The following is a 24,477-nucleotide window of genomic DNA, read 5'->3' as shown; positions in this document are numbered from 1 at the left end:
CAGGACTGATATCTGCTTTATGAAAGTAAATGACATTCACCATCTAAATGAAATCCCTAACAGGTATCATTTTATCGAAATTATTGAGCAGATAGCAGCTAAAGAAAAGTACTTTAGCTTAATGTTGCTTGATGTGATGCGTTTTTCGGATGTGTCATCTGCATTTGGTCATAAGGCTGGAGATGACTTACTTTTAAAAATTGTTAATCATATCAATTGTATTTTTTCTAATTCAGTAGCCGTGGGGCGCATTAGCGGTGACATTTTTGGTGTTGTGTTTGTTCATGCTGTAACAGCTTCTTCCTTGAGAAGCGAGCATGCTCGCTTATACAATCATTTTAAAACACCACTAATAGTGAACAAAACCGCCTTTATCGCTGATTTTAACGTTGGCGTAGCAATCCGAAAAAATCCTGATTCAAACATTAACACTATTATTTCCTTAGCTGAAACTGCGCTTAAAAAATCAAAATCAAACAGACATGAGAATTTCACCTTACTCAATGATGATACAAACGAAGCGAGTGGGCGTGGACTCACCTTAAAGGCTGACTTAACTAGAGCGCTCGAAAATGATGAGCTAGAGTTATATTTTCAACCTAAAGTTGACTTAAATACTTATGAAATTATAGGCGGTGAGTGTCTTTTGCGGTGGAATCATCCATTAGATGGGGTAGTGTTTCCAGGTACATTACTTAAAGCCGCAGAGTCATATAACATGATGAATGAATTAGGATACTGGACTTTAGAACACTCTTTAAAATCCATCGCCGCTATGAATGCTGCGGGGTATTTTGTGCCTATTTCGGTTAATTTATCTCCAACTCAGTTGTACGATCCACAACTCGTAACTACTCTAAAACGCTTACTGAATAAATATGACGTGCAAACTCATTTACTTGAAATTGAATTAACAGAAGACGTGGCACTTTCTAATTCTCTGCTAGTGAAGCGCCAATTAGCGGATATCAAAAATCTTGGAATTGCCATATCCATGGATGATTTTGGCAAAGGCTATTCAAATTTGAGTTTTATAAGAGACCTTGAATTAAGTGCCATTAAAATAGACAAAACCTTTGTGCTTGAATTAAATAACTCACCAGTGAATTCAGCCATTGTTCAAGCCACAAAAACAATATGCGATGCTAAAGGGTGTGAAACGTATGCAGAAGGAATTGAAACCGTTGAGCAGCTCGCTATGTTGCAAGCAATGGGTATAAATAAAGGGCAGGGCTTTCTTTTCTCGCAAGCAGTGCCGATTACCGAATACATTGAACAACTACATATAGGAAATTTTAACCATATTGTTAACCCTCAGGCTCGAATTACTAAATAAACCTGATACCATGTATATCTTAACCAGACACATGGGACATATTTGTGCAGCAAAAAGACATTTCAGGTTTATCTCGTTCTGAACTCAAAACACTTATTACAAAAGACTATATCGATTTTTGTCTTAAATATACCCTCAACGGCCAGCAACTAAGCTTTGTTTTAGATAACAAAAGCCACGTTACTTTACTTGACGATGGCATACTGGCTATTAACTTAAACCAGCATAGTACTCACACGAATGCCGAACAATCCAAAAGCATTGTTTTATCTTGCGCTGTGCACGGCAATGAAACTGCGCCAATTGAGATCTGCTGCTTATTAATACATAAACTTTTGTCAGAAGAATTAGAAACAGCGCACCGTGTTTTATTTATTTTCGGAAATATACCTGCTATGGCTATTTCCGAGCGTTTTGTCGACGAAAATTTAAATCGTTTATTTAGCCGTGATATTTCGAGTGAAAGTCTTGAAGGGCGCAGAGCGAAAGTGTTGATGAAACAGGTAGATGATTTTTTTGAAAAAGCGCCCTCAACTAAGTTGCATTATGATTTACATACCGCTATTCGCCCATCTAAAAATGAAAAGTTTGCCGTTTATCCGTATTTGCACGGGCGTGACTATAGTAAAGAACAATTAGCGTTCTTGTCAGCTTGTGAGGTAAACACCATTTTACTTTCGCAATCACCAACCGGTACTTTTAGCTATTTCTCGTCTTATCAACACCAAGCTCATGCTTTTACGGTTGAACTTGGTAAAGTTAAACCGTTTGGCCAAAATGATATGGGCAAGTTTAAAGCTGTTTTTCAAAAATTAGTTGAATTGCTGAGCGAAGCTGAGGTGTCGTTACCCGAATATGAAAAGTGCCCTCTAACAATTTATACTGTTAATCAAGTTATAAATAAACATAAGAGCGACTTTACGCTAAATTTCGCCGACGATATGGTTAATTTCAGCGAATTTAAAGCAGGAGATATTTTAGCTACCGAATCGGGAACAGAGTATCGAGCGCAGTTTGATAACGAAGCAATTGTTTTCCCCAATGCAAATGTAGCAATAGGCCAACGCGCCATTTTAACGGTGATTCCTTATGAGCTTTGAACCTTTTCAACTTGATAAGCGCTTAGCAAATGGCTCTGTTTTAATTGCCCAAGCTGACTTCATTCAAATACGATTAAGTAAAGATGCTCGCTACCCATGGGTATTGTTAGTGCCGGAAATCAACGACATAAGTGAAATGTATGAGTTGAGTCAGCAGCAACAGTATAAAGTTCTTGCGGTGTCTAATCTAGTTAGTAAAGCCTTAACTGAGGTGTTTTCGCCTGATAAACTCAATATTGCCGCCATTGGAAACATTGTGAAACAATTGCACATACACCATGTGGCAAGATTTGAGTATGATGAAGCATGGCCTGCTCCTATTTGGGGCTTAGGTGAAGAAAAAGCATATGCGCCCGAAATTTTTTCTGGGCGCGTAGCCAGTATTTGTAAAGCGATTGAGCACGAAAACAAAGGAGAAATACATGTTAATTACTACAACGAATAGCGTAGAAGGTAAGTCAATTGAACAATACTATGGAATTGTAATTGGTGAAGCAATTATGGGCGCAAATGTGTTTAAAGATTTGTTCGCATCAATACGAGATATTGTGGGTGGCCGCTCAGGTTCTTACGAAGCTGAGCTTACCAAAGCTCGCAAAGTTGCATTTGCCGAGCTTCAGCAAGAAGCGCTTCTTTTAGGCGCGAATGCCGTAGTAGGCGTAGACCTAGATTATGAAGTAGTAGGGCAGAATGGCAGTATGCTAATGGTTAGTATTAGCGGTACTGCGGTCAAAATTAGCTAAATTAAACTACTTTTATCTTTGTCGGTTTTATCAGCATCTTCTGCTTCATCATCCTTGCTGTAAGGTGCTGGATTTTCGTATCCCTCTGGAAATTCAAAGGGTTTATTATTTTTCTTAAGGGCGGTAATGGTGCCAATTATGGCCGCAATTGCCACTACAATAATAACAACCACCCATGTGGTACTTAAGGTCATGATTTTTTCCCTTCGTTAAATGTGTATCGATATACCAAATTATCTAAATTTTCTAGAATAGTGTCTTTTCCACAAATAGTGGATTCACTTAGCGTGTTAGCTAACCTTTCTGTACTAAATTGCGTTTCTATTGCGCTCGCGGATTCTGTATGTGATAAATGCCAAGGCTCTTTAGCCACTCCACCTACATATTCTGCATATGGGAAGGAAAACCCAAAGTCTTTAGCATAAGTAGTTAGCCAACTACTTAACTTAGCACATGGCCCTGAGCCTTCATACTCTTGGGGGATAAGCTGAAAATCATGCTGTAAAGCCTCTACATTAGCTTTGTCATAAACGTCAAAGTCAGTTCCCCAATGATGTCTACTAGCGCCAGGTAAAGCAGACCAAAGCATAATTGCGTGTATTTTTTCTTCGTCGCTTAAGGTATTTGCATTTAACTTTTCGCCATTTAAGCGATACAGCGGCAATTCGCCCTTCCATTTCCTATTCCAAATAGATAATTGGCGTTCAAAACTTCTGAAACTACTGCAAATTTGCACATCTATTTTTTGCCTAAGAGCGGCCTTTTGCATTTGCTCAAATGCGCTTTTTACGGTTCCTTGAAGGAAATGCCCGTCAGTGACTTCAACTAAGTGCGCACTACTTAAACCCATAGCTTGATGAGGTGTTATCATGCGAGCAAATTAACCAGTACTTGGTAGTAGACTTTTTCTAAGGCAATCACATTACTAACATTTACACATTCATTGAGTTTGTGGATAGTGTCATTTTCAGGCCCTAACTCGACTACTTGAGCGCCAGTAGGTGCAATAAAGCGGCCATCTGAGGTGCCGCCAGCGGTTGATAAAACAGTATCAATATTCATCACGGTTTTGATGCCATCAACACAGGCTTTAACTAAATCACCCTCTGCAGTTAAGAAAGGTTGGCCATTCACTATCCAGTCTAAGTCATAATCTAGTTTGTGCTTATCTAATATTGCGTGCACACGAGTTTGAAGCTCTTGAGCGGTAACTTCAGTTGAGAAGCGAAAATTAAATACCGCATTTACGCTGCCAGGCACCACATTTGTAGCGCCCGTACCTCCATTTATGTTGGACACTTGCATACTAGTTGCTGGGAAAAATGCATTACCAGCGTCCCAAGTGGTAGTGCATAGCTCAGTTAATGCAGGCGCCAGTTCATGTATTGGGTTTTTAACTAAGTGAGGGTAGGCTACGTGGCCTTGTACGCCTTTTACCGTTAAATTACCCGTTAAAGAGCCGCGCCTACCATTTTTAATGACATCGCCTGTCACACTGGTACTTGATGGCTCGCCTACTATGCAATAATCTATTTTTTCATTTCGAGCTTCTAGCGTATCAATAACTCGAGTCGTACCATTGATAAAGGGTCCCTCTTCATCACTGGTAATTAAAAAAGCAATAGAGCCTTTATGATTAGGGTAATCAAGTACAAATCGTTTTGTTGCCACCAGCATAGCGGCCAAACTAGCTTTCATGTCGGCCGTTCCTCGACCATACAAAAAACCATTTTCTTCGGTGGGTTCAAAAGGAGGATACTTCCATTGGTCCACTGGGCCCGTTGGCACTACATCAGTGTGGCCAGCAAAGCAAAAAACGGGTTTTTCGCTGCCTTTTCGCGCCCACAAGTTAGTGGTATCTTCAAACACCATTGTTTCGTTATTAAACCCAAGTGGTGCCAATAGTTCTTTTATTTGCACTTGACAATTGGCGTCTTCAGGAGTAATAGATGCTTTTGATACTAAGCTTTTAGTTAATGCGATGACATCAGACAATGTTAAAAAACTCCTTATATTGAGATTCATTAAAGCCAACAATAATACCATTTTCGCTTTTTATTATGGGACGCTTGATCATTGATGAGTGCTCTATAAGCAATTCAGTAGCATTTTCTGGTGTTATATTAGCTTTTTGTTCATCACTTAATTTTCTATAAGTAGTACCACGTTTATTTACCACAGTATCAAGGGAGCTTGCATCAATGGCTTGGGCTAATACCTCAGCATCTGCGCCTAGCTTTTTATAATCGTGAAACGTGAAAGCAATGTTATGTTGCTCCAGCCATTTTTTCGCTTTTTTTATAGTGTCGCAATTCGCGATGCCATACATGGTCGTCATAATTAGAATCTCATTTTTTAAATTTTGCTGTGTATATCTCTATTCTTTTAAGCTAACTCTAAAGCAAGCTAGAACCTCTAATGTGGATAAAATCAGAGCTTAGTGTAATTAACTGCCTATAATGCTCAAATATTAACATAGTGATAGGGTTTATTCTGCTTACTGAATGCTCAAAAAGTAAATTAAGCTAAAAAATTTTGAGATCGCTAAAGTTATTCAATGTTATCCACGTAATCTGTGGATAAGTTTGTGAGTAGTGTAGGGGTTACTAACTAAGCCGCTAATAAATATAGATATTTTTAATAGCTCATTATACGTACGATTCGTGCTTATTCCCTTTCATTCACCAAGATGAGTTGAACTTTAGGCCTTGTTTTAGTATTACTAAGTCACGTTTAGCTATTTTGTTATGCATAATTATATGCTAACACCCCAATTACACACTCATGCACCTGTTGAACAAAGTAGGGTATGGGGATAACTCAATACAAGAAAAATAAAAAAATGAATTCACCTTTATCAATTTATGCCGGGGAAGAAGCACTGTCCGAAATCCAATCTTCTGGTTTTAACGCTAATATGTTCACGGCATTACTTGGCGCCAGTGGCGGGCCTAAATGGTTCGTACTAAGTGGCTTAGACCAAGTGGTTTTTAACGAATTTTTAGATAAAAGCCCACAGCACATAGATATTATAGGTAGCTCAGCGGGTGCCTTTAGAGCTTGTTGCTTTGGGCAAGATAACCCCAAAGAAGCAATACTCCGACTTGCTGATAAATACGCTAATACGGTTTATTCTGATAAACCCTCACCCCAAGAAATTACCGCTAAAGGCCTAGATATTCTAAGGCACATGATGGGTGAAACGGGTATTAATGAAGTACTAAATAGTGTTAATAAAAGGGTTCACATTGTTACGGCTAGGTGTCATGGATTAGTGGCGAGTGAAAATAAAGCTAAACAGTTTTCTGGGCTGGCTATGGCGGCAGGTAGAAATGCTATTTCGCGTCGAAAACTACAAAAAAGTTTTACTAGAGCAATTTTTTCATCAAACGAAAAACACTTGGATTTTTCAGAAAAAGTCCCGTTAAATACCGAACAATATCAGCTGAAAGAGAATAATTTTATTCCTGCCTTAATGGCTTCGGGATCTATACCTGTAGTAATAGAGGGAGTGAAAAATATTGCAGGTGCAAAGGCGGGAATGTATCGAGATGGCGGGATTATTGACTATCATTTCGATATGCGAATTAACACGCCAGGCCTGGTTTTATACCCTCACTTCTATTCAACACCGGTTCCAGGTTGGTTTGATAAATCAATTAAGCGCAGAGTCTGCCATCATGATAGTTATAAAAATGTGGTGATGCTTGTACCTAGTGAGGAGTTTGTTGCTAGTTTACCTTATGGCAAAATACCCGACCGGAAAGATTTTGAAACAATGGACGCACCAGAGCGAATCAAATATTGGCAGCGAGTACTTTTAGAATCAGAACGCTTAGGCGACGAATTTTTGAACATTGTGACTAAACAAAACGTTGAAGCCTTAGTAAAACCAATTAACTTACATAGATAAACTAAAAATTACTTGCGCATGTGGCTGTGCCTAGCTATTATACGCGCCGCTTTGGTGCTTAGTTATTTTGCACCACAAGCTGTTTTCTTTGCGACTATAGCTCAGTTGGTTAGAGCGCTACCTTGACATGGTAGAGGTCACTAGTTCGAATCTAGTTAGTCGCACCATTTTTAAAGGCTTAGAGTGAAAGTGGTTGCTAACATTTTTAATTTGAGTCGCAAGTGGGGCCGAGCTGGGGCCGTTGTATGTATCCTAGGCTTAATTGATATTCACTGAATAATTTTGAGCAAGTTACATCCTTTGTTTGAATTTTCGAAGCGTCCACGCTAAATAGACTTTCTAGCTGCCGAGTTACCATTTCTTTATCACTGTCTGACATCCCAAACGTAGTCGAGTATATAAGTTTTTCGGGTTCTTTCTTTTCCGCAACACATTTGAAAAGCTCCATGTTAATTGGGTGAAATGCAAAACCTAAAAATATAATCCTCTCTGCTTTGTTCAAAACTGATTGTAATCTTTCTCTTTGTGTTACGTATCTTAGTCCTTCTGTAAACGTACGAATATTGGAAGATAACTCTTCAATTTCTGTGGCATCGAGTTCTTTGCCGAATTCTATAACATTGTTCTTTGCTTTAAATAAGCTACCTAAAGATCCATAGGGATGGATGAACTCAATACTATTAACAGTGCTTTCTGCTTCACCTCTTTTAACCCCATACACAGTTTCTACACATCGGATTAAAAATTCTTCCACGCAACGGTCATAATTAAAAATAATAAATGAAATTTGCGAGAAGCGATTTTTTAATTCTCCTAAAGTGCAATTTTGAGATAAAGTTTGGAATAATTTTGAAAGCCAAATATTATCCAAATTCGCGTAATTTTTTAACTGTTTTGAAAATCCGTAGATCGTAGAATTTTTCTCACTTTCAGCTATACATTTTATTATTGCTATCTTAGATAGACTTGCAATTCTTTCATCATCTCTATTACTGTCAATAAAATTATCAATGGACATACTGAGCGGCATGCTATCAGCAATTCGATTACACAAAGCCATATCGGTTGTATGTTTATTAGAGTCTTGATCTGTCAAGATAATCCTTTTTAAGGTTTTATCCATTTTTTTGCAGTCCCCCCATTGGTCAACTTGGCATCTAAGAAAATTAGCTATATTTTTTTTTAACTGTTCACCTGTTGGAAAGCCTAAATCAACTCCTGCGCCAGCGCCTACGACATATACTGTTTGCATAGCAAATCCATTTTTTTATTTTAATTAGTAGAAATGATGGCATAAAACTAAAGCTATCTCTAGCTACTATGAATACATTTTTGAGGACTGACCAATGTTGAATTGTTAAGCATAAAAGAATTTTAAATCTACGGAAACTTCCTAAACATCAGGTAGTAAAAATATAAAGCTCCCTTTAAGTTAACTGTCGTCATCGTCAGTCCGTTTTAAAATTCCACGCAGAATGTAAACCTCGCGATGCTGCGTACCCACACGCAAGACCCTAGAAAGGACCCGCTTTTTTATTAGGCTGTTGGGTTGATGAATATAGAACCACTGTGTTTTTCTATTGCGTATTTTTTTCATAAATAAAAAAGGGGCTGATTAGCCCCTTGTACTTTTGTCAGTAAAGTTTCTAGCTAACTTCTAATTTACAGAAGCTCTCAGGCCGTCTTACGTTGATATCCATGTCTAGCATTGCTCGTACTGCTACATTGCCTTTCTTAAAGTTATCGCCGTAAGGATCAACCTCGATGTCAATCGAACCCCAGTAAGCCATTAGTAGGTCGCTGAAATTTCCTAGTAATACATTACCGCCGGGCATGTTCTTGGTATACATTGACCTGTAGCCATTTACCATGCCATCGCCTTGACCATTATCAGTCCAAATAAATTGTCCTGTATTTGTCGCTTTTTCAATGGTTTTTAACGTTGTTCCTATTGTAGGAGTAGTTAGGTATGTAAGGTTGCTAGTATCAACGTTTTGGTCAGCTAATACACCTTCCATTTCTACTAATTCTGCAAAGGTTGGCATTCCTCCGGCTGCCGTTAACGCACCGATGTCGCTAAGGTTTAATATACCTGTTGGCGATTTCGGATTACTGGCTAAACCTTGCAATGCTGCTTTATCTATTTCCGTTGCAAATAGGGCGGCTAGGTCATTTGTAATGATTGCTTCAATGTCAGGTAATCCTTGCTTTAACATTCTATGTGTATAGGTTGTCATTGCAGTAAGAGTTTTCATTGAAAGGTTAACTTGATCGAATGTCTGATTTGATTCGGTAATGTCGTCAGTGCCATCTAGATCTAACCATGTAGCCGTTGCTGTTCCAGTTTGTCTGGGAATGATTAAATCTCCACCTTGACCTACTGGAATTGATGTAGCACCGCTATTCACTACGGCTGATTTATTGCGTAAGAAATCAACCATCATATTAGGGGCATACTGCGTTTCAACTAAGCTTTGACCTATACTAGCTGCGTCAACGGCTGCTCGTTTTTGTAGCGCTTGTATCGGTATAGAAAAGCCTTTGCTCTTATTGCCTCTTTTGTGCTGTATTTCTTGGTTTAACTCTCGTTCGTAACCAATATCGACGCCATGATCACCAGCTAGTGAGCGAATCACATTTACTATTGAGTACTCACGCTTTTCCCTGTGTAAATCAGTCGATTGGAGCTCAAAAGCTTGTATAGGCTCTTCATTGCCACGTTTAGCTAAAATGGCTAGTCTTAAATCTTCGGTAGAATCGCCACTTCTTATAGCTTGTTTAGCTAATTCTGCTTCGTGATAGTTAAGCCCAATTTTCAATAGTTCATCACAGCGGTTAGCTTCTTTATCTCGGGCGCTTTGGGTTTGTATGTCGGTCATTTTTTTTGTCTCTTTCAAATTAATTAGATTTCGCGCCACTCCAACGGTATTGTCTGCAGGAATGCTTACAATACTCACCTCAAGTGGACGCCATTTCGTTACTCGATAGATATCAACACCGTTGCGCCCCGCACCGGCTTCAATTGAATATTCGAGTATCTGATAGCCTACAGATACCTTTCGTCTAATCTTATCTTTCACATCTTCAAACACTTCACTGGCTCGTACTGATTTGCCAAATCGGGTTTGTACTCGACCTATTCGGTCGTTATCGATTGTTGCGTTCTCTATTACTCCGACTTGGTCAGTAACATCATGATCTACTAGTAAAGGCGCGCCGTCCTTTAACAGACTTAAATCTACTGATTCGGGGGAGTGGTCGAGAACTTCAAGTACCTCGCGACCATCGAACACTCGTTCAATTGGTTGCTCGGATGAAAACGCCAGTTTAACTAAGCGCGATGTATCGCTAACCTTAGTTTCACTGACGTCTAAAAAACGTGTGAGCTTAGTATTTTTTATGCTCATTATAAAATTGCTCTTTTTAGGTTTTGTTGATTGAATTTTAACCTAAACAAGAGTATTATTCAACAGGTGAATGGTTATCTCCTTGGTCATTCACCATGTAAATGATGTATGGTTTTGGCCCCCTTCTTATGTAAGGGGGTTTTTTTCTTGAGATTCACAGCCTGTAAGCTCCTTTCGTGTAATCAAAACTTTTTATACATCTTTAAGGACCGTACTTGCGTCAAATATAAACTCAATAATTTGCGCAGCCTTATCAAGGTTTTTGTCAAAAACTTCTCTTTGCATTTCGTTTAGTTGCAAAATTCACTTAAACCACTTTTCTGATTTATATAGTAAGCAAGGGCCCAGGACGAACCTGAGCCCTTTATTAGATCATTCCTTATCATTGCTGCCTTTTACTATGAGATTAACAATGAAGAACGCTAATATTAAAAAGGCTATTCCTAATATAAATATTATGCCTATATCCCTAGTTATATATGTATAGATTGAACCTAGTAAATAAGTAAAGATTGCAAATACCCAGCAAATTAATAGAACTTTAAACATAATTGACTGCTCCTTTTAGTTGAGTCTCAGCCAAATTAATACGCTTTTTTAATCGCGCTACTTTTTGAAAAAGTTACATTATGGATATAGATGAAAGGAACATATAAAAGTTAAGCCCCGACTAGCTAGGTCAGGGCTTAGGTTCACTCAGCCATTGCAATACGTTATAGCCGAGTGAGTGTTTATTATTACTGATAGGGTGGCTTTACATAACTGCCTTAAAGTACAGTTTCTACTTCACGGCATTTTTACTTGCTTCTATATGCGCCGCAACACTGTTTCTTGATGTTAATATTTCTGATGCCTGTCTTGATGCTCTTGATAAATCACTTATAGTCCATGCTAAATCGTGTTTAACAATTTCTCCGTGTGAATTTTCATTCATTTCAGTTACTAGTAAAAGTGACAATGAAGCCACTTTTTCAATATTTGCATCAATTAAATTTTGTAAATCGTCATTAGTCAATGATTCTAAGTTTTCCATGTTCTTCACCTTTTTAGTTTACGTTTAAGCCTGTACAATCGTTGTACATATACAATATAAATAGTGGTACGTACCATTGCAAGATAAATCTAACAAAAAGTTATTTGAACGTAAGAACTCAACTCGTAAACAAATTAGATTTGAAGATGATTTGTTAGCAAAAATTGAAATTGATAGGCAATTGACAAACGAGTCTTTTAGCCAGTGGGTTAAAAATGCGTGTGAGAATAAGTTGAAGTGATAATGCGCGCCATTAAGCGTTAGCTTATGGCCTGCTATTAAAGTGAAACTATTAAATGAAACTATTATAAAGAAACTATTCAGCGCCCCAATTTTGTCCAATCCTACACGGGTTTTTGTCCAGTCCTAAACCCAATTTTGTTCAGTCCTAAACCTAATTTTGTCCGTTAGGTGAGGCTATAGGATAGCCAACCTTAATCAAACATTTCACTTATGCTTGCTTTTCTTGTTTGCTGTTTATCGCACATATATTCACTAAAAAACTGATACGAAGATGTATCCTTATCGGCATATACAACAAACTGGTTATTCGCTGATTTACCAAACGCAAAACCTTTTGCGGTCAGCTTTGCTAATAATCGTTGTCCTGTTTTTGTACCTAATCCGCACCAGTCATCAAAATGTTGCTTGCTTCTAAAGTATAGATTGTCCGCGCACCTAGACACCAATGCCCAAGAAATTCGGTCTAAAATATAAGCTTGTTTATAGCAACCAACTAAGTCGATAGTATCTAGCACTATAAGCTGGCTCTCTGGTATTTCTTTATAACTTGGCTCATCTGGGTTAAATTCACCATAATCAATATTTATATTGGAGTTATTCAATATTGACGAATAAATTTCTTTAAGCGTTTTTGAATCTTGTGTTTTATTAGCGTTAAATTTGTACGCACCAAGATAGCCGTTTTTCATGCGCGTTCTATCCCGTCTCAGGTATTGATTTGTTTCACAGATACTTTTAAATTTACTCAGAATAGTATCAGGGTTCGTCATAAGCCATGCTGAATAATCGCCAGCATTGCGCCAAGGTGACTCTTGCTTTGCTATCCAGTAAAATAACTCACCAATTATAATCGCATCTAAGAGCCCATCTTTTACGATTATTTGATGTTGTAGGAATATTTTAAGTGGGCGCGTAGACCGCGCCTTAGTATTGTTCATCTGAGCGAACCATAAGCCCCGAAGGGCTATGCTGCTTTGTTTGGCAAGTTGTAATAATCACGGGGCTGTATAGGATACATACCGCGTTTATTGCGTAGCTCGTTTAGCAGGCTAATTGCCATTAGTTCCGCTTTACCATCGGCTAACCAATACCGGTGAAAATGCGTTTTTCCATTGTGGCGATGTGTCCACTGTTCGGAACGCCTGCAGAAACAAATACCTCGTTCATTCTGTAAGGTGCTGACTGTTGTATTTAAGCATGATTCACCATAGGCTTGGTATGCTTCAGGACCATTCATTCCTTCTTTACCAAGTCGAAGAAATAGCAATAAAGATATTTCAAGTTTGAAAGGTGGGCGTTTTGCTATAGACTTACCGGTGTTCAGGTCGGTGCTGTCATCTAAATTATGGGTGGCGGCATTTCCGTAATAATTATTCATTATAACCTCACTATGCTTTCAAAATTGCAGTTGTTGATTGAATTAAGCCTTTATCATTCATTGCTTTTTCAACCTCTAAAATGGCTTCATCAGGAGCAAGCTCCAAAAATAGTTCAAACAGCAATATGTATTGATTCGAATCAATATCACCACTAATTTTTAGCTCATTTCTTAGCGCATCCATTCGAGCAACTACTAGCTCAAGAAGTAAATCGCGCATGGCTTGGTTTTTAGTCGATTTCATCATGATCTACATTCCTTCTAGTTCGTCGTCAGAGTTTAATGCTTCTACCGGGTATGGCTTGTCATTTGACGGTAACCTTGATCCCGTCTCATGCTCCAAGGCTTCCATTAGCGATAAGCCTGATAAAACAGTTTCTTTTTCTTTTTCAAGCTGGCTTAGTTGCTCTCTTAAAACTGGCGTTGATAAGTCCTGATATCGATCTGGATACATTTCCTTTCTTTTGTCAGTGATTTCGTCAATGAGCCATTCAAGCTGCTCTAAGAACAAAGATTTAGTCTTTGTAGAAACAGTATTTATTGTTCGAACATGCAAATAGCAGTTATTTGCTCTTGCTCTTTTTGTAGGTATTTCTAAGGGGGCTAAAAGCGCGTTTACTGCTTTAAAAATTTTAGTTTGATTATTCATTATCAAGCTCCGCCTTATTGAATTTTTCATTCCATGACATCAAATTTGGTGCGTGATAGCGAACGGCGCGTCCGTATTTAGTATATTTTGGTGCTTCAGTCCCGAGCAATTTGCCTGTTGAGCGTGAAAGCCTTAATGTGTAATCAGAAATGCAGAAAGCACTAGCCGTTGTCTTGCTCGTGTTTATTTCTTTGAGGTTATATCTTTTTTTGAAAGCTGCGAGTCTTTTTTCATACTCAATATTTTCTGTTTGTTTGTCGTCTAACATAATTAATTCTCTTTGGTTGTGATTGCTGACAAAACAAATAATACCAGTGAAAACAATATGTTCGACTAAACCTAGGTCATAACAAAATAAAAATAAATATTTTAATATGCGCTATTAATTCTTGACATTTTTAATGGCTGATTTAAAGCCTCCTTCACAATCTATCCCTAATATCTCAAATGAAATAGTTAATAGATAATTAATCATATCATTTGCAACTTTTTCACCATTGCCATTATTTTCAAAGTATGGATATAGCAACTTTACAGTTTCAAACTTAACCGGGGTCTTAGCTTTATTGGTTTGAATTTCACTTGCTGTTTCTGCGATGGACTCACAAACAATTTTTAATTCATTTAATCCCATTGATTCGCTAAACTTCCGACCTAGCATTCCTTGCGCTTCATTTTTAGGTATATTTTCAAGAGTTTTATATTTATTTAGATAATAAATTTGGTTCAATAATTCTTGGTGATGGTCAAGCTTGCTTAGATTATCAATCACCTTATTTAAGGCCTTCGATATATCATTAAGATCCCTACGTTGATTTGACGGAGTGTCATTGTTTGTATCTTTGAAGTTATCGACCATAAATTTAATCCTTACTAACTCTCTATAAAAATCCCTATATTTATGGTCGGTTTTGAAGCAATTGAAATGCGATAAATATGCTTTCTCATGTTTCTCGCTTACATGTAAATCATTGATAGCCGTATCCTTCATATTCTAACTTCCTCGCTGATTGCTTGTTCTGTAGGTCCAAAGTCGTTACTAATATCATCTAAAGCTTTAGCTGCTTGATTAGGCGCGAGATGTCCGTAATGCTCTTCAATCATTTTTGTCGATTTGTGACCAGCTAACTGTGCAACGGTAAGTAGGGGAGTATTGTTAGCTACTAGCTTGCTTATGTAGTGATGCCTAAGCGCATAAAAGTCTAGTTTATCGGCTACATTACCTAGTCTTAAAACATTAGCCCAAGGCTTTTCATGCGCGTCTCTGCTTAATTCTTTTCCGGTGATGGGCGAAGGAAAGACTATACTGTCATCGCTCGGATTACCTTGTTGCATTCTCCAGTTGTTTAGTACTTGTATGATTGAATTGTTTAACGGAATATTAAGCTTTGCTGGGTTCGCATGATGTCGAGTTTTATTAGGTGTTTTTACTAGCACTTTAAAATTGATGTTAATTTGATGCCAATGTAGGTTATATAGATCGCCCGGGCGCATACCGGAATATGCGGCAAGTCTGAAAAAAGGAAAGAACCAATTGGCAAAAGCTAAATTTTTCATTGACGGCAGGTGAGCTTTTCCATGATTACGACTGTTTTCTCTTCCGTTCACCAATTGTTGATGATAAGCACTTAAGCCTTGGTTTATTTGGATGATTTCATTGTCACTTAACAAACGCCTTTTCTTATTCTGATTTTTGTTTTGCCTTTGTTCCTTTTCAATGTCGCTTTCTGGCTTTAATTTGAACTTTTCAAAGTCTGCGGGGAATGAGTTAAGGACATCATTGATATAAGCATGCCTAACCATTGTTTTAAGGGCCTTGAATGATCTTGAAACAGTATCATGCGACCTAGGCTTACGTTTGCCTGTTTTCTTCACTATATCGCCTCTCGTGTACTCTGCTTGCCACTCAGCCAAGTCAGCCTTTGATATTTCGTCCATTGGCGTGTCCATAAAGCAATCGAAGGCTCGTTTGAGCATGTCTATTGTGTGCTTACCTTGGTTTTTCTTATCTTGCTGGTAAGTTGTGTAAGAGCCATTTAAATAGGTTGAAACAAGCTTACTATCTCTTCTTTCACTGTCAGAAACAAAGTTCGCTTTCTTTTTATCTATCTCTTGTTTTGGATCTTCGCCCTTATTGCGTTGATTTCTAAATTCAGTAATCAAATCGACAGCAGTCATTCGGCAAGCAGCACCATCTACAAATTTACCTAAGTTTAGTTTTCTGCGCTTACCAGCAAAATCTGTATATCGGTAATACCAAGTTCCACCGGTTTGAGTTTTACGTAAGTAAAAGCCTTTAATTTTGGTGCAAGTTAGTTGTCTGTCTTTATCTGCATTTTTTACAAATGCGGCGCTTGATGATTTTGTAATTGACGTATCGCTTATATTTGCCATGTAACTTCCATCTATTTTGAAAGTGGGACCAAAGTGGGGCCATTGATTGGCATCAAGTATAAACTATGAGCAACAAATAAAACAGGGTAGAGGTCTTTTGTTAAGTGGTGTTTTTTAGCAAGTAATTGAGTTATATGAATATAATTGTTTTTTGTTGTTTATATTGAAATATTTAAAAATTCTTTAAATTTGTTTGACATGGTAGAGGGCACTAGTTCGAATCTAGTTAGTCGCACCACTATTTCTAAGGGCTTTAGATTTTAGGCTAAAAATGTGTAACCTATTTGTACCCTATCCGTAACCTTATACAGTAGTCTAATTTATCCTATTTTTATCTCACCAGCGGGTACACGTACCCATTCAATATGACCATCTTTGTAAATCTTTGTTGTTTCTGCATTAGCATGTGCAGCCCTTGCCTGTGGGTCATACCCGGCTAAATCGTATAAGTGTATTGATAGGGCCCTTATTTCATGAAAAGTAGGGCGCTTGGCTTTCTCAATATTGCCCAATATTCCTAATTCATCACGAACCCGGCTAAACGCTTTACTTAAGTAATCACTAGTTAGCTGTGTGGGATGGTCGCACACTTTAGGTATATTTTTTCTCTTAGCAATAGCGTGAACAATATAAGGGCTTAATACTTTATCATTGCGGCTATCTTCAATAATTTGCTTTAGTGCACTAGTTATAGGTATTTCAACCCTAGAGCTTTCTTTTGTTTTCACTTTTTGCCGGTGGATGCGCATATAACCAAACACAAGCACACCATCTAACAATTCAGGCTTATCAAGCATGCGACAATCTTTATACTTTGCCAGGCTAATTTCTAAAACTGCGTGTGTAGTTTGAATAGATAACGCCATAGCTGTTTTAAGGTAATTGGGCGCCGCATTATAAATAAGCTCAAAATCTTCAACCTTTAATCGCTGCCTTAATTTTTTAGCAGTGGGCCTTAACTTTTTATCCCTGGCATAATTTTTACTCATTGCTGACATATCAACTAAGTAATCAAACACTTTGCAAAGGAAAAGTATTTTTCTATTTTGTACTTCAATGCTTTTGTTTGAAGCGTGTTGTTCAATAAAATCATTTACCATTTCTAGGTTTATAGATTTTGAATAAACACTACCATGTGTTTCTATTAACTTATCGCAGTTACTTAAAAAGGTTTTTAGCACTTGAGGGCTTAAGCGTTCATCGGTTCGCACTCTTCTAATTACTTTAGGCAACCACTTAGCTAATGGCCGGTTGTACTTATCAGCGTTTTCCATAGCCAATATGTGCGGGTTTCTATATTCAGCATTGAATATGCAAGCAGCTTCAACAGCATCGTTCCTAGTTGTGCCCATAGGGAACCAGAAATCTTTACCTGATGGATAGCGATACCTAAACCTAATAACGCCCCTGTGTTTAACTGGGCTTAATCCTGTGGGCATATCACTATTACTTGCTTGCTTGCGTCTTGGTGCCATTGCTATGCTCTTTTCTTCATTAATTCAGCCAATGATTGCGCTTTCGTTTTAGGTGAGTCACTAACTCTAATAATATAATGGCCAGTTGGCGTTCTTTCAGCGACATGATCAACTGGTAATCTTCCTTGTTTAATCCAGTTTCTTATAGTCGCGCATGTAACACCGCCTTCATAGAATTTCTTTGCGTACTGGTTAGGAGTTAAAATCATACAGCTACCTTTCTTCCTCTTATAATATCGGCGCCCACGGTCATTACATCGGTTAAAGGTAAATAAGTAGTGGTAGGCGAACCCCATCTTACATAAGGAGGAATAACAGCCACCATTTGACCTTTAGCGTTACCATCTGCGGGTTTATCATGTTCATTTAAAAATGCAATACGGCCATTCTTATACGTATTAAGATGCTTTTTGCCGCTGGCAGTTAATATAATTAGTTCGCATTGTATTTCAGTTAATAACTTTGACCATTCCACTGATAGATCACAGTTAAGTAACAAGACTGTACCTATACCATGGGTACGGCTTTCTTCTAGCGCTTTTTTAACGAATGGAAGAGGGCGCGAGTAGGGAGGATTTAGCCAAGCGTATGAGCCCGGATTAACATAAGCACCCCAGCAAGTTTTAAGGCAATCAAATTCTTCGGTTATATACTGATGACATAACGCATTTTTATCGCTAGCTGCAGCATCTAAAATAAAACCATAGGTAGCATTAAAATAAGCAAACACTTCTTTAGGCGTTTTCCAGTTATTGTTATTAGCCATTATTGCAATCATCCTTATTTAATAGATTGGTTCTAAAAACCCGTTTATGGTTTTTGCGTTTAGTGGGTGCTGACATTAGGCCTATTTTTCTAAGTTCATTAGCTTTCACCATGATTGATCTAATGGTTCTTTCTAAAGCTAAAGATACGCATTCAGGGCCATCTATATAGTAATTATCAGCTAAGTAGTTTTGATCATAGTTAGTCCAGGGCTTACCTTGATTAGCATGTAAATCAGGATGAAAATTTAAACGGCCTAGTTTATCAAAGGTGTATTCAGTCACTAGTAACCCCCTTTATTATCAATAAGCCATTGCGCCAGATTTGCGTAAGAAGTAGCTAACACGAAATCTAAGTCGCTATGTTGGCAGTTGGATACCTCAGTGTAGTTACCTAAACCCTTTGCATTCTCAATTACCATTGTATAATCACTTATGCCATGATAGGAAAGCGTTGCTGTTAAGCGTGGGTTTTCTTCTACTAGGTTGAATATTTTATCAAACACTATTCGCCCTCCGTTTCCAGTTTACGGGTTTCACTTTCAAGGAATCTGTAGTGTGGCGCCAGGCTTTTTATAGTCGCACTTCTCCAAGATTTTATTTTAATAGTTTCTTTTGTGACTTCACCTATTCCATACCTTTTTCTTACCCCTAAAACAGCTTTATTATTCTCAAAATCTAAAATAGGCATAATTATATATGCCCCGCATTTATCAGCTGCTTTTTGCCATTTTCTACAGAACTCGTACTGCGCGTCCGACCACTTGCATTGTTCGGGTAAATCATCTTTGTAGATATTAAAACCTACATTTGACCACCAGCATAAACCTCCAGTTTCAATGCTTTTTAATAGGGCTTTATCTCCATTACACCCGACAACCCATGACAAATAATATTCAGTAGCAGGCGCACAATTCATGGATACTAAATCACCCACTTTAGGGTTTCTTGCGTCCGTTTCCCATTCCGTACCTGCAAGGATTGGGTAGCTCAGCACTTGATTAAGTATCATATATCTTGATTTTGTGTAGGTATCTTTTTTCACTATTCGCCCTCCGCTTGTTTAAAAGCCTCTACAGCCCAACTGCCACCGTTAATAAGCATGTTAGTTATAAAGTAGTGGTTGAACCTTTTGTTTATTATAACCTCCTCATTTACACGACCTTTATTTAAAACATCTTTGACGGTTACTGATTTATAAGAATCGCGTTCAGACTTTCCTATGATTTTAATTCTATCACCAATGCTTAGCTGCCCAAATCCCGTTATTTTAATCATTCTATTTCTCCGCTCGTTTTCTTCGGTTAGTTCAGCGTTCATTTCACGCTCAGATTCAAGCGATGATTCAAGTGACTTTAAATTACCCTCGCTAAGTGAATAATCTTTGTTCGTTAGATGCGCCTGCACTTTTTCAAGTGATTTAATTAGACTTGCTTGTGCATTTTTAGTCTTTTTTAAAGTTTCGTTCTCGGCTTCAATTTCTACGATGCGTTCAATGTCTGCTAGTGAGCGCATGCGAAAATCAACTGGGGCGCTATCCGTTGCAAACCAGTGTGGATCAGAATCACCTTGCTCAAGCCGCGCCTGTGATTTGCCTATTACTTTTGCCACTTGCTCAAAGCAAGCCATGTTTTCTATGTTGGGTTTGCGGGTTTGGTTTTGGTTAGTCATTAATTTCCCCTTAGCCTTTTAAAACCTTATAGGATGCATAAAACAACAAAGCCAAAACGCCTATAGTTAATGGAACTGTTATAGGGGATAAAACCCAAAACCAACCCCAAGTAATATACCCTGTTAGCTTTAATGTAATAAAAATTAGGGTTAAAACACTTAGAAAACCCATACCATTACCGCTATTATTTTTTGAATTGCTCACATAACACCCCTTTAGGTTAGGTTAGTTAATAACGCGATAATGCCAACGGCTATGAGAATAATGCCGACCATCGCTCGCGTTTTGATTAGGTTAGTTGTTTTCATAATCTGCTACCTTTACGCAGTTTCTCCAGACTAAAGTGCGATCCGTAGTGTGGGATGTTTGACCGTCTGCGAAACAATAAGCTTTGCCGCCTTTTTCGTGAGAAAAATGACGAGGCACATCAGGGCACTTTTCATCCCAAACCATTACAGGCTCGTCTACTTTGAAATCTTCATAAGGGTTAACTTTTACTAGGTCGAGACCACAGCCTGAGGCACCTACCAGATAATCGCCTGATAATTCCCATGATTCAGTATTCCATTCATTGTCTTCTTGGGATTTAACCGCCCCATGCAACGGGTAACCTTGCCCGTTTTTATGGACGCAGTAAATAATCACCTCTTGACCATCTTTTGTACGCCATTTGTTAGACTTATCTTGTAATTCTTCGATTGTGTAATTACTCACATCAAACCCCTTTTCTTAGCTTCATCAATGCATGATTGCTTATATTCTCGCGCTAAATTTAAAGCTTCTTCTCTAGTGTCAAACTTGAACTTGCCACCCAAAGAAATATATTTACCGCGTAATTTTCCAGCCCAATAAGGATTAAATTTCTTATCGTGTAGCTGCCCCGCTGATACTCTTGGTGCGGTGGCAAAGCTTACTAGTTTTTCTTTGTATTCTTCGTGAGCCATAAGTCACCCCATTAAATAATTTATTAAAAAAACAAAGTTATAAACAACTAGGAAGAACAACGCAGAGAAGCTTATTGCTTTAAGTACTGCTGATGTAATCGTTTGCTTACTCATTGGAAGTAAACTCCCATAACTGATTTACATCTTTAGTCCATCTAACTTGTGCTATAAGGCCATAAACATTTTTAACATCATCACCACTAAACCCACGTCTAGTTAAATCATCTTCACTAAGTGCACTAAATACATTATCAAGAACATTTAATTGTTCTGGTGTTACTTCAAGAGAAACGGCATTTTGCATTATTGTAATTCCTTGGTTTTGATTTTAAGTTTTGCGAATGTTTGCGCGGTATCTTTAAGTTCGCCGGTTAACTGATTTAAACCAGTTGAATTCATAAGGCCATTAATAAACTTATTAGATAAAAACAAATTATCTATACTGCAGTTAAGGCGGTTGTTATCTCTAAACTGAATAAAATCATCACTGGTAATCTCGCCATGGTGTTCACGCCAAACAACTCTATGTTTTAAATCCCATTTGTTAGGCTCAGCAACTTTAACTTCAACGTAACCACATATATTGATTCGTTCTGTACCTAGTGGCCTATGATTCACTGGTATACTGCCTGGCTTAAACCAACCCGCACTACCACCAGTATCAAGACCTTTCATACCTTTATTCCAGCTAGCGCCACCTTTTACAAAGTGCCCAGTTCTACCGCATGTTATTTTGTTGTTTTTAAGACACCCACGAATAGAGTTTGCTGAAACATTCATACCTTTAAATTTTTTATTAAACGCTTCGGTTAACTCAGGCAGTTTAAGTTTTGGGTACCACTGCTTTAACCAGGTTAAATGCTTATCTGTATAAAGACGTACAGGTCTACTGCGTCTAACACCCGCTTTAATATTGTGATTAAACAAACAGGCTTTAATTTGCACCTCAGTTTTATTTAAATTAAAACGCTTGTTAAAACGCTTTGTTAATTCATCAACAAAACAATTAGGGTAATGCTTAGTTAAAAAATTAAGCATAGGCTTGGTGTACGTCCAGCGCTTAGCCATTGTTAGGGCCCGCAACAGCTTTAGGCTTATTTACGTCTAACATGGGCGGTAAATCACCTTTAATGTGATTCATTTTAAATTCAGCGGCATCGAGGACGAGCTTTGCATTACCAATAGCTACTGCAGCAATACCTTGAATAGCTTTAGAGCGATTAATCTCAGCGTTTAAATCATCAGGACTCAAATCTTCATCACCTAAGCGCTCTAACTGCGCGAATAAATGGTTATTTAAATCAGTAAGTGTATTCTTCACTGTGTATCTTCCTTTGGTTTATCAATTCAATCTAATTAGTTTGCTTTAGCTAAAAGCAATTGATGTATTGCAGTACAGTAAACAGCTTGATGTTTTGCATCGTCTGCAGCGTTATGTTTAACCCCTGTAAACTCAATATCTACTTTAGGATCTATTCCAAACAATCGACCTATAGCCACAAGCGTTCTTACATCACGCACGTTTTCATGTTGCCAAGGTGGTTCACTATCATGGGATAGTAAAAAGGCATTTTTTAAAATGGTAATATCAAACGTGCTACCGTTACCCCATACGAGCAAATCATTCGCTTCACTATGATCTAGGATTTCATCAATAAGCAATTCAAGGCCGTAGCTGATAGACACGTTATTTACATCTTCAAATATGCGTTTAGCTTCAGCCCCTTGTTTACTCCACCAATTCATAGTTCTGGCGCAAACGTGATAACCTGGATTAAACTCTGGCTCTACTGCATAAGTGGTATCTATGACTATTTCTTTATTTGGCCCAAACTCTTCAGTAGTAGGGTTAAAGAACTGGTAGCCAATAGAAACAATGGCCGCATTATTTCTGGTAGATACAGTTTCAAGGTCAAGCATTAAATCGGTATACATATTAATCAGCCTTACATGCAATTAAGTAAAGCTGGATACTGCAAGCCAATAGGCGCGAATGGGATGTCATCATCAAAATCAATATTAGGTTCATTGGATTGCATTTCAGCAGGGGTTTTAGGCGTACCATCAGACTTAAGATGTTTATTGTTGTTTTGTGCCGGTGGCCGTTCAGGGTTTCCACCCCCTAGCATTTGCATGTTATTAGCAATAATTTCAGTCGTGTAACGGTCATTACCTTGTTGATCAGTCCATTTTCTAGTTTGTAACTTCCCATCTAAATAAACTTGTGAACCCTTTTTGAGGCATTCACCTGCTATTTCAGCTAATCGGCGATACATAGTTATTCGGTGCCACTCGGTGCGCTGTTGAGGTTGTCCTTGTTGGTCTTTCCAACTTTCACTAGTGGCAATGCTCAAATTGGCTACTGCATCACCATTAGGCAGGTAGCGCACCTCTGGATCATTACCAAGATTACCAACCAGTATTACTTTATTTACTCCACGCGATGCCATTATGCATTTACTCCATTTATTCTATTTTGTAGTTCGGTATTCATATCAATTAAGTAAAACCCTTTGCGAGAACATTTCATTACCAAGCGTTGCCCATTGATATGTGCGCTTATTTTGGCGTAAGTAGCTGCTGTAATGGATTGGTAGTATGTTGTTTGCATTGGTTAACCCTTAAGCTATTTTTGCTAATAAGTGTTGTTGAAAGTATTGCTGACCTTTGCCTGTGATCATGGTCTTAAAATACGTGTTAGATTCACCATGGTTATTTTTAAATACACCTTCTTGCAATCTAAACAAGCCTTGATCTATAAACTTTTGATACGGTTTATTGTGGTTCAGTCCACCGGCCATTAGGTAGCCATGTGTTCTAAGTGCTAAAAACATCTTGTTTTGACCTGTTCCCATGAGCTTAGCGAAGTCTTGAACGGTAATAGCGTTGGTAGAATTCATAACAGCATCAGCGAACTCAGCTTTAGGTTTAGCAATGGCCAGTTGTTCTTTTAGTTCTATGGATTGCTTTTCTGCTTCAATGGCCATGTTGAGTATTTCAAGGCGTGAAAGGTTAGGGCGTGGGGCTTGGTAGCCGCCTTTCTTTCTAATAGATGGTATTACTTCGCTAACTACCCATTCTTCGAACTTTTCGGCCTCTGGCAATTTAGAGCGCATGATAAGGCGGTAAACATCACGTTCAGGTATTAAAGACACTTGTTGTTCACCGCTTGAGGTGGGGATGTAACGTTTCGTTACCCCCTTGCAATGGTCAGAAACAGCCTTGCGTGAGTTAGTGTATTTAAGGAGGTCTGCTACATCTTTAGCAACAAATAAAGGTTCTTCTTGTGTGTCGACGACACGAATGTCGTTAAGATTAAATTTAAATGGAATTACGTTGTTCATAATTAGACCTAAGCGTTATTAAGATTATTTATGTAAGCCTGAGCTTTACATTAGTATTGTCTCAATATTATCTTATGTCAAC

The 24,477-nt window shown here is 38.1% G+C and carries 37 protein-coding genes and 1 tRNA gene; 7 read left to right on the top strand and 31 right to left on the bottom strand.

Annotation, left to right across the window (positions count from 1 at the left end; translation table 11 throughout):
- Positions 1-19 precede the first annotated feature (19 nt).
- From ACOI22_RS03725 to ACOI22_RS03710, 4 genes are read left to right on the top strand one after another with little or no spacing between them, the layout of a single operon-like run.
- On the top strand, positions 20-1,336 hold the full coding sequence (locus ACOI22_RS03725) for a putative bifunctional diguanylate cyclase/phosphodiesterase (RefSeq protein ID WP_420670347.1): 1,317 nt from the start codon (positions 20-22) through the stop codon (positions 1,334-1,336).
- Between the two features lie 44 nt (positions 1,337-1,380).
- Positions 1,381-2,436 carry a succinylglutamate desuccinylase gene (gene astE, locus ACOI22_RS03720; RefSeq protein ID WP_420670345.1) on the top strand — a complete coding sequence of 352 codons (1,056 nt, stop codon included), beginning with the start codon at positions 1,381-1,383 and terminating at the stop codon, positions 2,434-2,436.
- A complete protein-coding gene (locus ACOI22_RS03715) occupies positions 2,426-2,881 on the top strand; it encodes an HIT domain-containing protein (RefSeq protein ID WP_420670343.1) in 456 nt (151 codons plus the stop codon). The genes astE and ACOI22_RS03715 overlap by 11 nt, the downstream gene beginning before the upstream one ends.
- Positions 2,859-3,179, top strand: a complete 321-nt coding sequence (locus ACOI22_RS03710) for a heavy metal-binding domain-containing protein (RefSeq protein ID WP_420670341.1) — start codon at positions 2,859-2,861, stop codon at positions 3,177-3,179. Before ACOI22_RS03715 ends, ACOI22_RS03710 begins: the two co-directional genes overlap by 23 nt.
- Here ACOI22_RS03710 and ACOI22_RS03705 read toward each other — a convergent pair.
- From ACOI22_RS03705 to ACOI22_RS03690, 4 genes are read right to left on the bottom strand one after another with little or no spacing between them, the layout of a single operon-like run.
- Positions 3,176-3,373, bottom strand: a complete 198-nt coding sequence (locus tag ACOI22_RS03705; RefSeq protein ID WP_420670339.1) for a DUF2897 family protein — start codon at positions 3,371-3,373, stop codon at positions 3,176-3,178. The genes ACOI22_RS03710 and ACOI22_RS03705 overlap by 4 nt on opposite strands.
- A complete protein-coding gene (locus ACOI22_RS03700) occupies positions 3,370-4,050 on the bottom strand; it encodes a M15 family metallopeptidase (RefSeq protein ID WP_420670337.1) in 681 nt (226 codons plus the stop codon). The genes ACOI22_RS03705 and ACOI22_RS03700 overlap by 4 nt, the downstream gene beginning before the upstream one ends.
- On the bottom strand, positions 4,047-5,204 hold the full coding sequence (gene dapE / locus ACOI22_RS03695; RefSeq protein WP_420670335.1) for a succinyl-diaminopimelate desuccinylase: 1,158 nt from the start codon (positions 5,202-5,204) through the stop codon (positions 4,047-4,049). Before dapE ends, ACOI22_RS03700 begins: the two co-directional genes overlap by 4 nt.
- Positions 5,167-5,517 (bottom strand): ArsC family reductase, encoded by a 351-nt coding sequence (locus ACOI22_RS03690; protein ID WP_420670333.1) that lies wholly within the window; start codon positions 5,515-5,517, stop codon positions 5,167-5,169. Before ACOI22_RS03690 ends, dapE begins: the two co-directional genes overlap by 38 nt.
- Positions 5,518-6,021: 504 nt before the next feature.
- On the opposite strand from ACOI22_RS03690, the gene ACOI22_RS03685 reads away from it, so the two are divergent.
- Both ACOI22_RS03685 and ACOI22_RS03680 read left to right on the top strand, forming a co-directional pair.
- Positions 6,022-7,092, top strand: coding sequence for a patatin-like phospholipase family protein (locus tag ACOI22_RS03685; protein ID WP_420670330.1), 1,071 nt, complete (start codon positions 6,022-6,024; stop codon positions 7,090-7,092).
- 90 nt (positions 7,093-7,182) lie between these two features.
- Positions 7,183-7,259 (top strand) — tRNA-Val (locus tag ACOI22_RS03680).
- Positions 7,260-7,297: 38 nt separating this feature from the next.
- Here the strand turns inward: ACOI22_RS03680 and ACOI22_RS03675 are convergent.
- From ACOI22_RS03675 to ACOI22_RS03665, 3 genes are all read right to left on the bottom strand, one after another.
- Positions 7,298-8,344: a hypothetical protein gene (locus ACOI22_RS03675; RefSeq protein WP_420670328.1), complete on the bottom strand. Its 1,047-nt coding sequence runs from the start codon at positions 8,342-8,344 to the stop codon at positions 7,298-7,300.
- 394 nt (positions 8,345-8,738) lie between these two features.
- On the bottom strand, positions 8,739-10,499 hold the full coding sequence (locus tag ACOI22_RS03670) for a phage major capsid protein (RefSeq protein ID WP_420670326.1): 1,761 nt from the start codon (positions 10,497-10,499) through the stop codon (positions 8,739-8,741).
- A 781-nt stretch (positions 10,500-11,280) separates the two neighbouring features.
- Positions 11,281-11,532: a hypothetical protein gene (locus ACOI22_RS03665; protein ID WP_420670324.1), complete on the bottom strand. Its 252-nt coding sequence runs from the start codon at positions 11,530-11,532 to the stop codon at positions 11,281-11,283.
- A gap of 76 nt (positions 11,533-11,608) precedes the next feature.
- Between ACOI22_RS03665 and ACOI22_RS03660 the strand changes: the two genes are divergently transcribed.
- On the top strand, positions 11,609-11,773 hold the full coding sequence (locus ACOI22_RS03660; RefSeq protein ID WP_420670322.1) for a YlcI/YnfO family protein: 165 nt from the start codon (positions 11,609-11,611) through the stop codon (positions 11,771-11,773).
- Between the two features lie 193 nt (positions 11,774-11,966).
- Here the strand turns inward: ACOI22_RS03660 and ACOI22_RS03655 are convergent, their stop codons facing one another.
- From ACOI22_RS03655 to ACOI22_RS03540, 24 genes are all read right to left on the bottom strand, one after another.
- Positions 11,967-12,713 (bottom strand): hypothetical protein, encoded by a 747-nt coding sequence (locus ACOI22_RS03655; protein ID WP_420670320.1) that lies wholly within the window; start codon positions 12,711-12,713, stop codon positions 11,967-11,969.
- A gap of 26 nt (positions 12,714-12,739) precedes the next feature.
- Positions 12,740-13,153 carry a hypothetical protein gene (locus tag ACOI22_RS03650; protein ID WP_420670318.1) on the bottom strand — a complete coding sequence of 138 codons (414 nt, stop codon included), beginning with the start codon at positions 13,151-13,153 and terminating at the stop codon, positions 12,740-12,742.
- A gap of 10 nt (positions 13,154-13,163) precedes the next feature.
- Complete coding sequence (locus ACOI22_RS03645) at positions 13,164-13,400, bottom strand: hypothetical protein (RefSeq protein ID WP_420670316.1); 237 nt, start codon at positions 13,398-13,400, stop codon at positions 13,164-13,166.
- Positions 13,401-13,403: 3 nt separating this feature from the next.
- Positions 13,404-13,802: a hypothetical protein gene (locus ACOI22_RS03640; RefSeq protein WP_420670314.1), complete on the bottom strand. Its 399-nt coding sequence runs from the start codon at positions 13,800-13,802 to the stop codon at positions 13,404-13,406.
- Entirely contained in the window at positions 13,795-14,070 is a 276-nt protein-coding gene (locus tag ACOI22_RS03635) for a hypothetical protein (protein ID WP_420670312.1), read from the bottom strand. Before ACOI22_RS03635 ends, ACOI22_RS03640 begins: the two co-directional genes overlap by 8 nt.
- A gap of 114 nt (positions 14,071-14,184) precedes the next feature.
- Entirely contained in the window at positions 14,185-14,793 is a 609-nt protein-coding gene (locus ACOI22_RS03630) for a hypothetical protein (protein WP_420670310.1), read from the bottom strand.
- On the bottom strand, positions 14,790-16,196 hold the full coding sequence (locus ACOI22_RS03625; protein ID WP_420670308.1) for a tyrosine-type recombinase/integrase: 1,407 nt from the start codon (positions 16,194-16,196) through the stop codon (positions 14,790-14,792). Before ACOI22_RS03625 ends, ACOI22_RS03630 begins: the two co-directional genes overlap by 4 nt.
- A 320-nt stretch (positions 16,197-16,516) precedes the next feature.
- A complete protein-coding gene (locus ACOI22_RS03620) occupies positions 16,517-17,671 on the bottom strand; it encodes an integrase (RefSeq protein ID WP_420670306.1) in 1,155 nt (384 codons plus the stop codon).
- 2 nt (positions 17,672-17,673) lie between these two features.
- Complete coding sequence (locus tag ACOI22_RS03615) at positions 17,674-17,880, bottom strand: hypothetical protein (RefSeq protein WP_420670304.1); 207 nt, start codon at positions 17,878-17,880, stop codon at positions 17,674-17,676.
- The gene (locus ACOI22_RS03610) at positions 17,877-18,437 is read right to left on the bottom strand and encodes a phage N-6-adenine-methyltransferase (RefSeq protein WP_420670302.1); all 561 of its coding nucleotides are present in this window, start codon (positions 18,435-18,437) and stop codon (positions 17,877-17,879) included. Before ACOI22_RS03610 ends, ACOI22_RS03615 begins: the two co-directional genes overlap by 4 nt.
- Positions 18,430-18,720, bottom strand: coding sequence for a hypothetical protein (locus tag ACOI22_RS03605; protein WP_420670299.1), 291 nt, complete (start codon positions 18,718-18,720; stop codon positions 18,430-18,432). Before ACOI22_RS03605 ends, ACOI22_RS03610 begins: the two co-directional genes overlap by 8 nt.
- Positions 18,720-18,941 carry a hypothetical protein gene (locus ACOI22_RS03600; protein WP_420670297.1) on the bottom strand — a complete coding sequence of 74 codons (222 nt, stop codon included), beginning with the start codon at positions 18,939-18,941 and terminating at the stop codon, positions 18,720-18,722. Before ACOI22_RS03600 ends, ACOI22_RS03605 begins: the two co-directional genes overlap by 1 nt.
- Entirely contained in the window at positions 18,941-19,480 is a 540-nt protein-coding gene (locus tag ACOI22_RS03595; protein ID WP_420670295.1) for a hypothetical protein, read from the bottom strand. Before ACOI22_RS03595 ends, ACOI22_RS03600 begins: the two co-directional genes overlap by 1 nt.
- Positions 19,480-20,106, bottom strand: a complete 627-nt coding sequence (locus ACOI22_RS03590; RefSeq protein WP_420670293.1) for a hypothetical protein — start codon at positions 20,104-20,106, stop codon at positions 19,480-19,482. The genes ACOI22_RS03595 and ACOI22_RS03590 overlap by 1 nt, the downstream gene beginning before the upstream one ends.
- Positions 20,107-20,116: 10 nt before the next feature.
- Positions 20,117-20,311, bottom strand: coding sequence for a hypothetical protein (locus tag ACOI22_RS03585; RefSeq protein WP_420670291.1), 195 nt, complete (start codon positions 20,309-20,311; stop codon positions 20,117-20,119).
- Positions 20,312-20,401: 90 nt separating this feature from the next.
- Positions 20,402-20,821: a hypothetical protein gene (locus ACOI22_RS03580; RefSeq protein WP_420670289.1), complete on the bottom strand. Its 420-nt coding sequence runs from the start codon at positions 20,819-20,821 to the stop codon at positions 20,402-20,404.
- Positions 20,818-21,051 carry a hypothetical protein gene (locus tag ACOI22_RS03575; RefSeq protein ID WP_420670287.1) on the bottom strand — a complete coding sequence of 78 codons (234 nt, stop codon included), beginning with the start codon at positions 21,049-21,051 and terminating at the stop codon, positions 20,818-20,820. The genes ACOI22_RS03580 and ACOI22_RS03575 overlap by 4 nt, the downstream gene beginning before the upstream one ends.
- A 106-nt stretch (positions 21,052-21,157) precedes the next feature.
- Positions 21,158-21,355 (bottom strand): hypothetical protein, encoded by a 198-nt coding sequence (locus ACOI22_RS03570; protein ID WP_420670285.1) that lies wholly within the window; start codon positions 21,353-21,355, stop codon positions 21,158-21,160.
- Positions 21,355-22,119 carry an HNH endonuclease signature motif containing protein gene (locus ACOI22_RS03565; protein ID WP_420670283.1) on the bottom strand — a complete coding sequence of 255 codons (765 nt, stop codon included), beginning with the start codon at positions 22,117-22,119 and terminating at the stop codon, positions 21,355-21,357. Before ACOI22_RS03565 ends, ACOI22_RS03570 begins: the two co-directional genes overlap by 1 nt.
- On the bottom strand, positions 22,112-22,372 hold the full coding sequence (locus ACOI22_RS03560) for a hypothetical protein (RefSeq protein ID WP_420670281.1): 261 nt from the start codon (positions 22,370-22,372) through the stop codon (positions 22,112-22,114). The genes ACOI22_RS03565 and ACOI22_RS03560 overlap by 8 nt, the downstream gene beginning before the upstream one ends.
- Positions 22,373-22,407: 35 nt before the next feature.
- Complete coding sequence (locus ACOI22_RS03555) at positions 22,408-22,986, bottom strand: 3'-5' exonuclease (protein ID WP_420670278.1); 579 nt, start codon at positions 22,984-22,986, stop codon at positions 22,408-22,410.
- Between the two features lie 11 nt (positions 22,987-22,997).
- On the bottom strand, positions 22,998-23,501 hold the full coding sequence (gene ssb, locus ACOI22_RS03550; RefSeq protein WP_420670276.1) for a single-stranded DNA-binding protein: 504 nt from the start codon (positions 23,499-23,501) through the stop codon (positions 22,998-23,000).
- A complete protein-coding gene (locus ACOI22_RS03545) occupies positions 23,501-23,662 on the bottom strand; it encodes a hypothetical protein (RefSeq protein WP_420670274.1) in 162 nt (53 codons plus the stop codon). The genes ssb and ACOI22_RS03545 overlap by 1 nt, the downstream gene beginning before the upstream one ends.
- A gap of 10 nt (positions 23,663-23,672) precedes the next feature.
- On the bottom strand, positions 23,673-24,395 hold the full coding sequence (locus ACOI22_RS03540; protein ID WP_420670272.1) for a phage antirepressor KilAC domain-containing protein: 723 nt from the start codon (positions 24,393-24,395) through the stop codon (positions 23,673-23,675).
- Between the last annotated feature and the right edge of the window lie 82 nt (positions 24,396-24,477).

Origin of the sequence: Glaciecola sp. 2405UD65-10 (assembly GCF_048820975.1) — a bacterium.
GTDB lineage: Bacteria > Pseudomonadota > Gammaproteobacteria > Enterobacterales > Alteromonadaceae > Glaciecola.
Note: the sequence above shows the minus strand (reverse complement) of the source record. Positions and strands in the feature narration are given on the sequence as shown.

What these genes read in the sequence shown, in the direction of transcription:
- ACOI22_RS03675 (WP_420670328.1), bottom strand. Translation starts at nt 8,344, where the DNA reads ATGCAAACAGTATATGTCGTAGGCGCTGGCGCAGGAGTTGATTTAGGC.
- ACOI22_RS03725 (WP_420670347.1), top strand. Translation starts at nt 20, where the DNA reads ATGAAAGTAAATGACATTCACCATCTAAATGAAATCCCTAACAGGTAT.
- ACOI22_RS03715 (WP_420670343.1), top strand. Translation starts at nt 2,426, where the DNA reads ATGAGCTTTGAACCTTTTCAACTTGATAAGCGCTTAGCAAATGGCTCT.
- ACOI22_RS03570 (WP_420670285.1), bottom strand. Translation starts at nt 21,355, where the DNA reads ATGCAAAATGCCGTTTCTCTTGAAGTAACACCAGAACAATTAAATGTT.
- ACOI22_RS03650 (WP_420670318.1), bottom strand. Translation starts at nt 13,153, where the DNA reads ATGAATAATTATTACGGAAATGCCGCCACCCATAATTTAGATGACAGC.
- ACOI22_RS03610 (WP_420670302.1), bottom strand. Translation starts at nt 18,437, where the DNA reads ATGGCTAATAACAATAACTGGAAAACGCCTAAAGAAGTGTTTGCTTAT.
- ACOI22_RS03700 (WP_420670337.1), bottom strand. Translation starts at nt 4,050, where the DNA reads ATGATAACACCTCATCAAGCTATGGGTTTAAGTAGTGCGCACTTAGTT.
- ACOI22_RS03565 (WP_420670283.1), bottom strand. Translation starts at nt 22,119, where the DNA reads ATGGCTAAGCGCTGGACGTACACCAAGCCTATGCTTAATTTTTTAACT.
- ACOI22_RS03630 (WP_420670310.1), bottom strand. Translation starts at nt 14,793, where the DNA reads ATGAAGGATACGGCTATCAATGATTTACATGTAAGCGAGAAACATGAG.
- ACOI22_RS03685 (WP_420670330.1), top strand. Translation starts at nt 6,022, where the DNA reads ATGAATTCACCTTTATCAATTTATGCCGGGGAAGAAGCACTGTCCGAA.
- ACOI22_RS03665 (WP_420670324.1), bottom strand. Translation starts at nt 11,532, where the DNA reads ATGGAAAACTTAGAATCATTGACTAATGACGATTTACAAAATTTAATT.
- ACOI22_RS03670 (WP_420670326.1), bottom strand. Translation starts at nt 10,499, where the DNA reads ATGAGCATAAAAAATACTAAGCTCACACGTTTTTTAGACGTCAGTGAA.
- ACOI22_RS03655 (WP_420670320.1), bottom strand. Translation starts at nt 12,713, where the DNA reads ATGAACAATACTAAGGCGCGGTCTACGCGCCCACTTAAAATATTCCTA.
- ACOI22_RS03590 (WP_420670293.1), bottom strand. Translation starts at nt 20,106, where the DNA reads ATGACTAACCAAAACCAAACCCGCAAACCCAACATAGAAAACATGGCT.
- ACOI22_RS03625 (WP_420670308.1), bottom strand. Translation starts at nt 16,196, where the DNA reads ATGGCAAATATAAGCGATACGTCAATTACAAAATCATCAAGCGCCGCA.
- ACOI22_RS03555 (WP_420670278.1), bottom strand. Translation starts at nt 22,986, where the DNA reads ATGTATACCGATTTAATGCTTGACCTTGAAACTGTATCTACCAGAAAT.
- ACOI22_RS03645 (WP_420670316.1), bottom strand. Translation starts at nt 13,400, where the DNA reads ATGATGAAATCGACTAAAAACCAAGCCATGCGCGATTTACTTCTTGAG.
- ACOI22_RS03620 (WP_420670306.1), bottom strand. Translation starts at nt 17,671, where the DNA reads ATGGCACCAAGACGCAAGCAAGCAAGTAATAGTGATATGCCCACAGGA.
- ACOI22_RS03690 (WP_420670333.1), bottom strand. Translation starts at nt 5,517, where the DNA reads ATGACGACCATGTATGGCATCGCGAATTGCGACACTATAAAAAAAGCG.
- ACOI22_RS03705 (WP_420670339.1), bottom strand. Translation starts at nt 3,373, where the DNA reads ATGACCTTAAGTACCACATGGGTGGTTGTTATTATTGTAGTGGCAATT.
- ACOI22_RS03615 (WP_420670304.1), bottom strand. Translation starts at nt 17,880, where the DNA reads ATGATTTTAACTCCTAACCAGTACGCAAAGAAATTCTATGAAGGCGGT.
- ACOI22_RS03575 (WP_420670287.1), bottom strand. Translation starts at nt 21,051, where the DNA reads ATGGCTCACGAAGAATACAAAGAAAAACTAGTAAGCTTTGCCACCGCA.
- ACOI22_RS03545 (WP_420670274.1), bottom strand. Translation starts at nt 23,662, where the DNA reads ATGCAAACAACATACTACCAATCCATTACAGCAGCTACTTACGCCAAA.
- ACOI22_RS03710 (WP_420670341.1), top strand. Translation starts at nt 2,859, where the DNA reads ATGTTAATTACTACAACGAATAGCGTAGAAGGTAAGTCAATTGAACAA.
- ACOI22_RS03635 (WP_420670312.1), bottom strand. Translation starts at nt 14,070, where the DNA reads ATGTTAGACGACAAACAAACAGAAAATATTGAGTATGAAAAAAGACTC.
- ssb (WP_420670276.1), bottom strand. Translation starts at nt 23,501, where the DNA reads ATGGCATCGCGTGGAGTAAATAAAGTAATACTGGTTGGTAATCTTGGT.
- dapE (WP_420670335.1), bottom strand. Translation starts at nt 5,204, where the DNA reads ATGAATCTCAATATAAGGAGTTTTTTAACATTGTCTGATGTCATCGCA.
- ACOI22_RS03640 (WP_420670314.1), bottom strand. Translation starts at nt 13,802, where the DNA reads ATGAATAATCAAACTAAAATTTTTAAAGCAGTAAACGCGCTTTTAGCC.
- ACOI22_RS03540 (WP_420670272.1), bottom strand. Translation starts at nt 24,395, where the DNA reads ATGAACAACGTAATTCCATTTAAATTTAATCTTAACGACATTCGTGTC.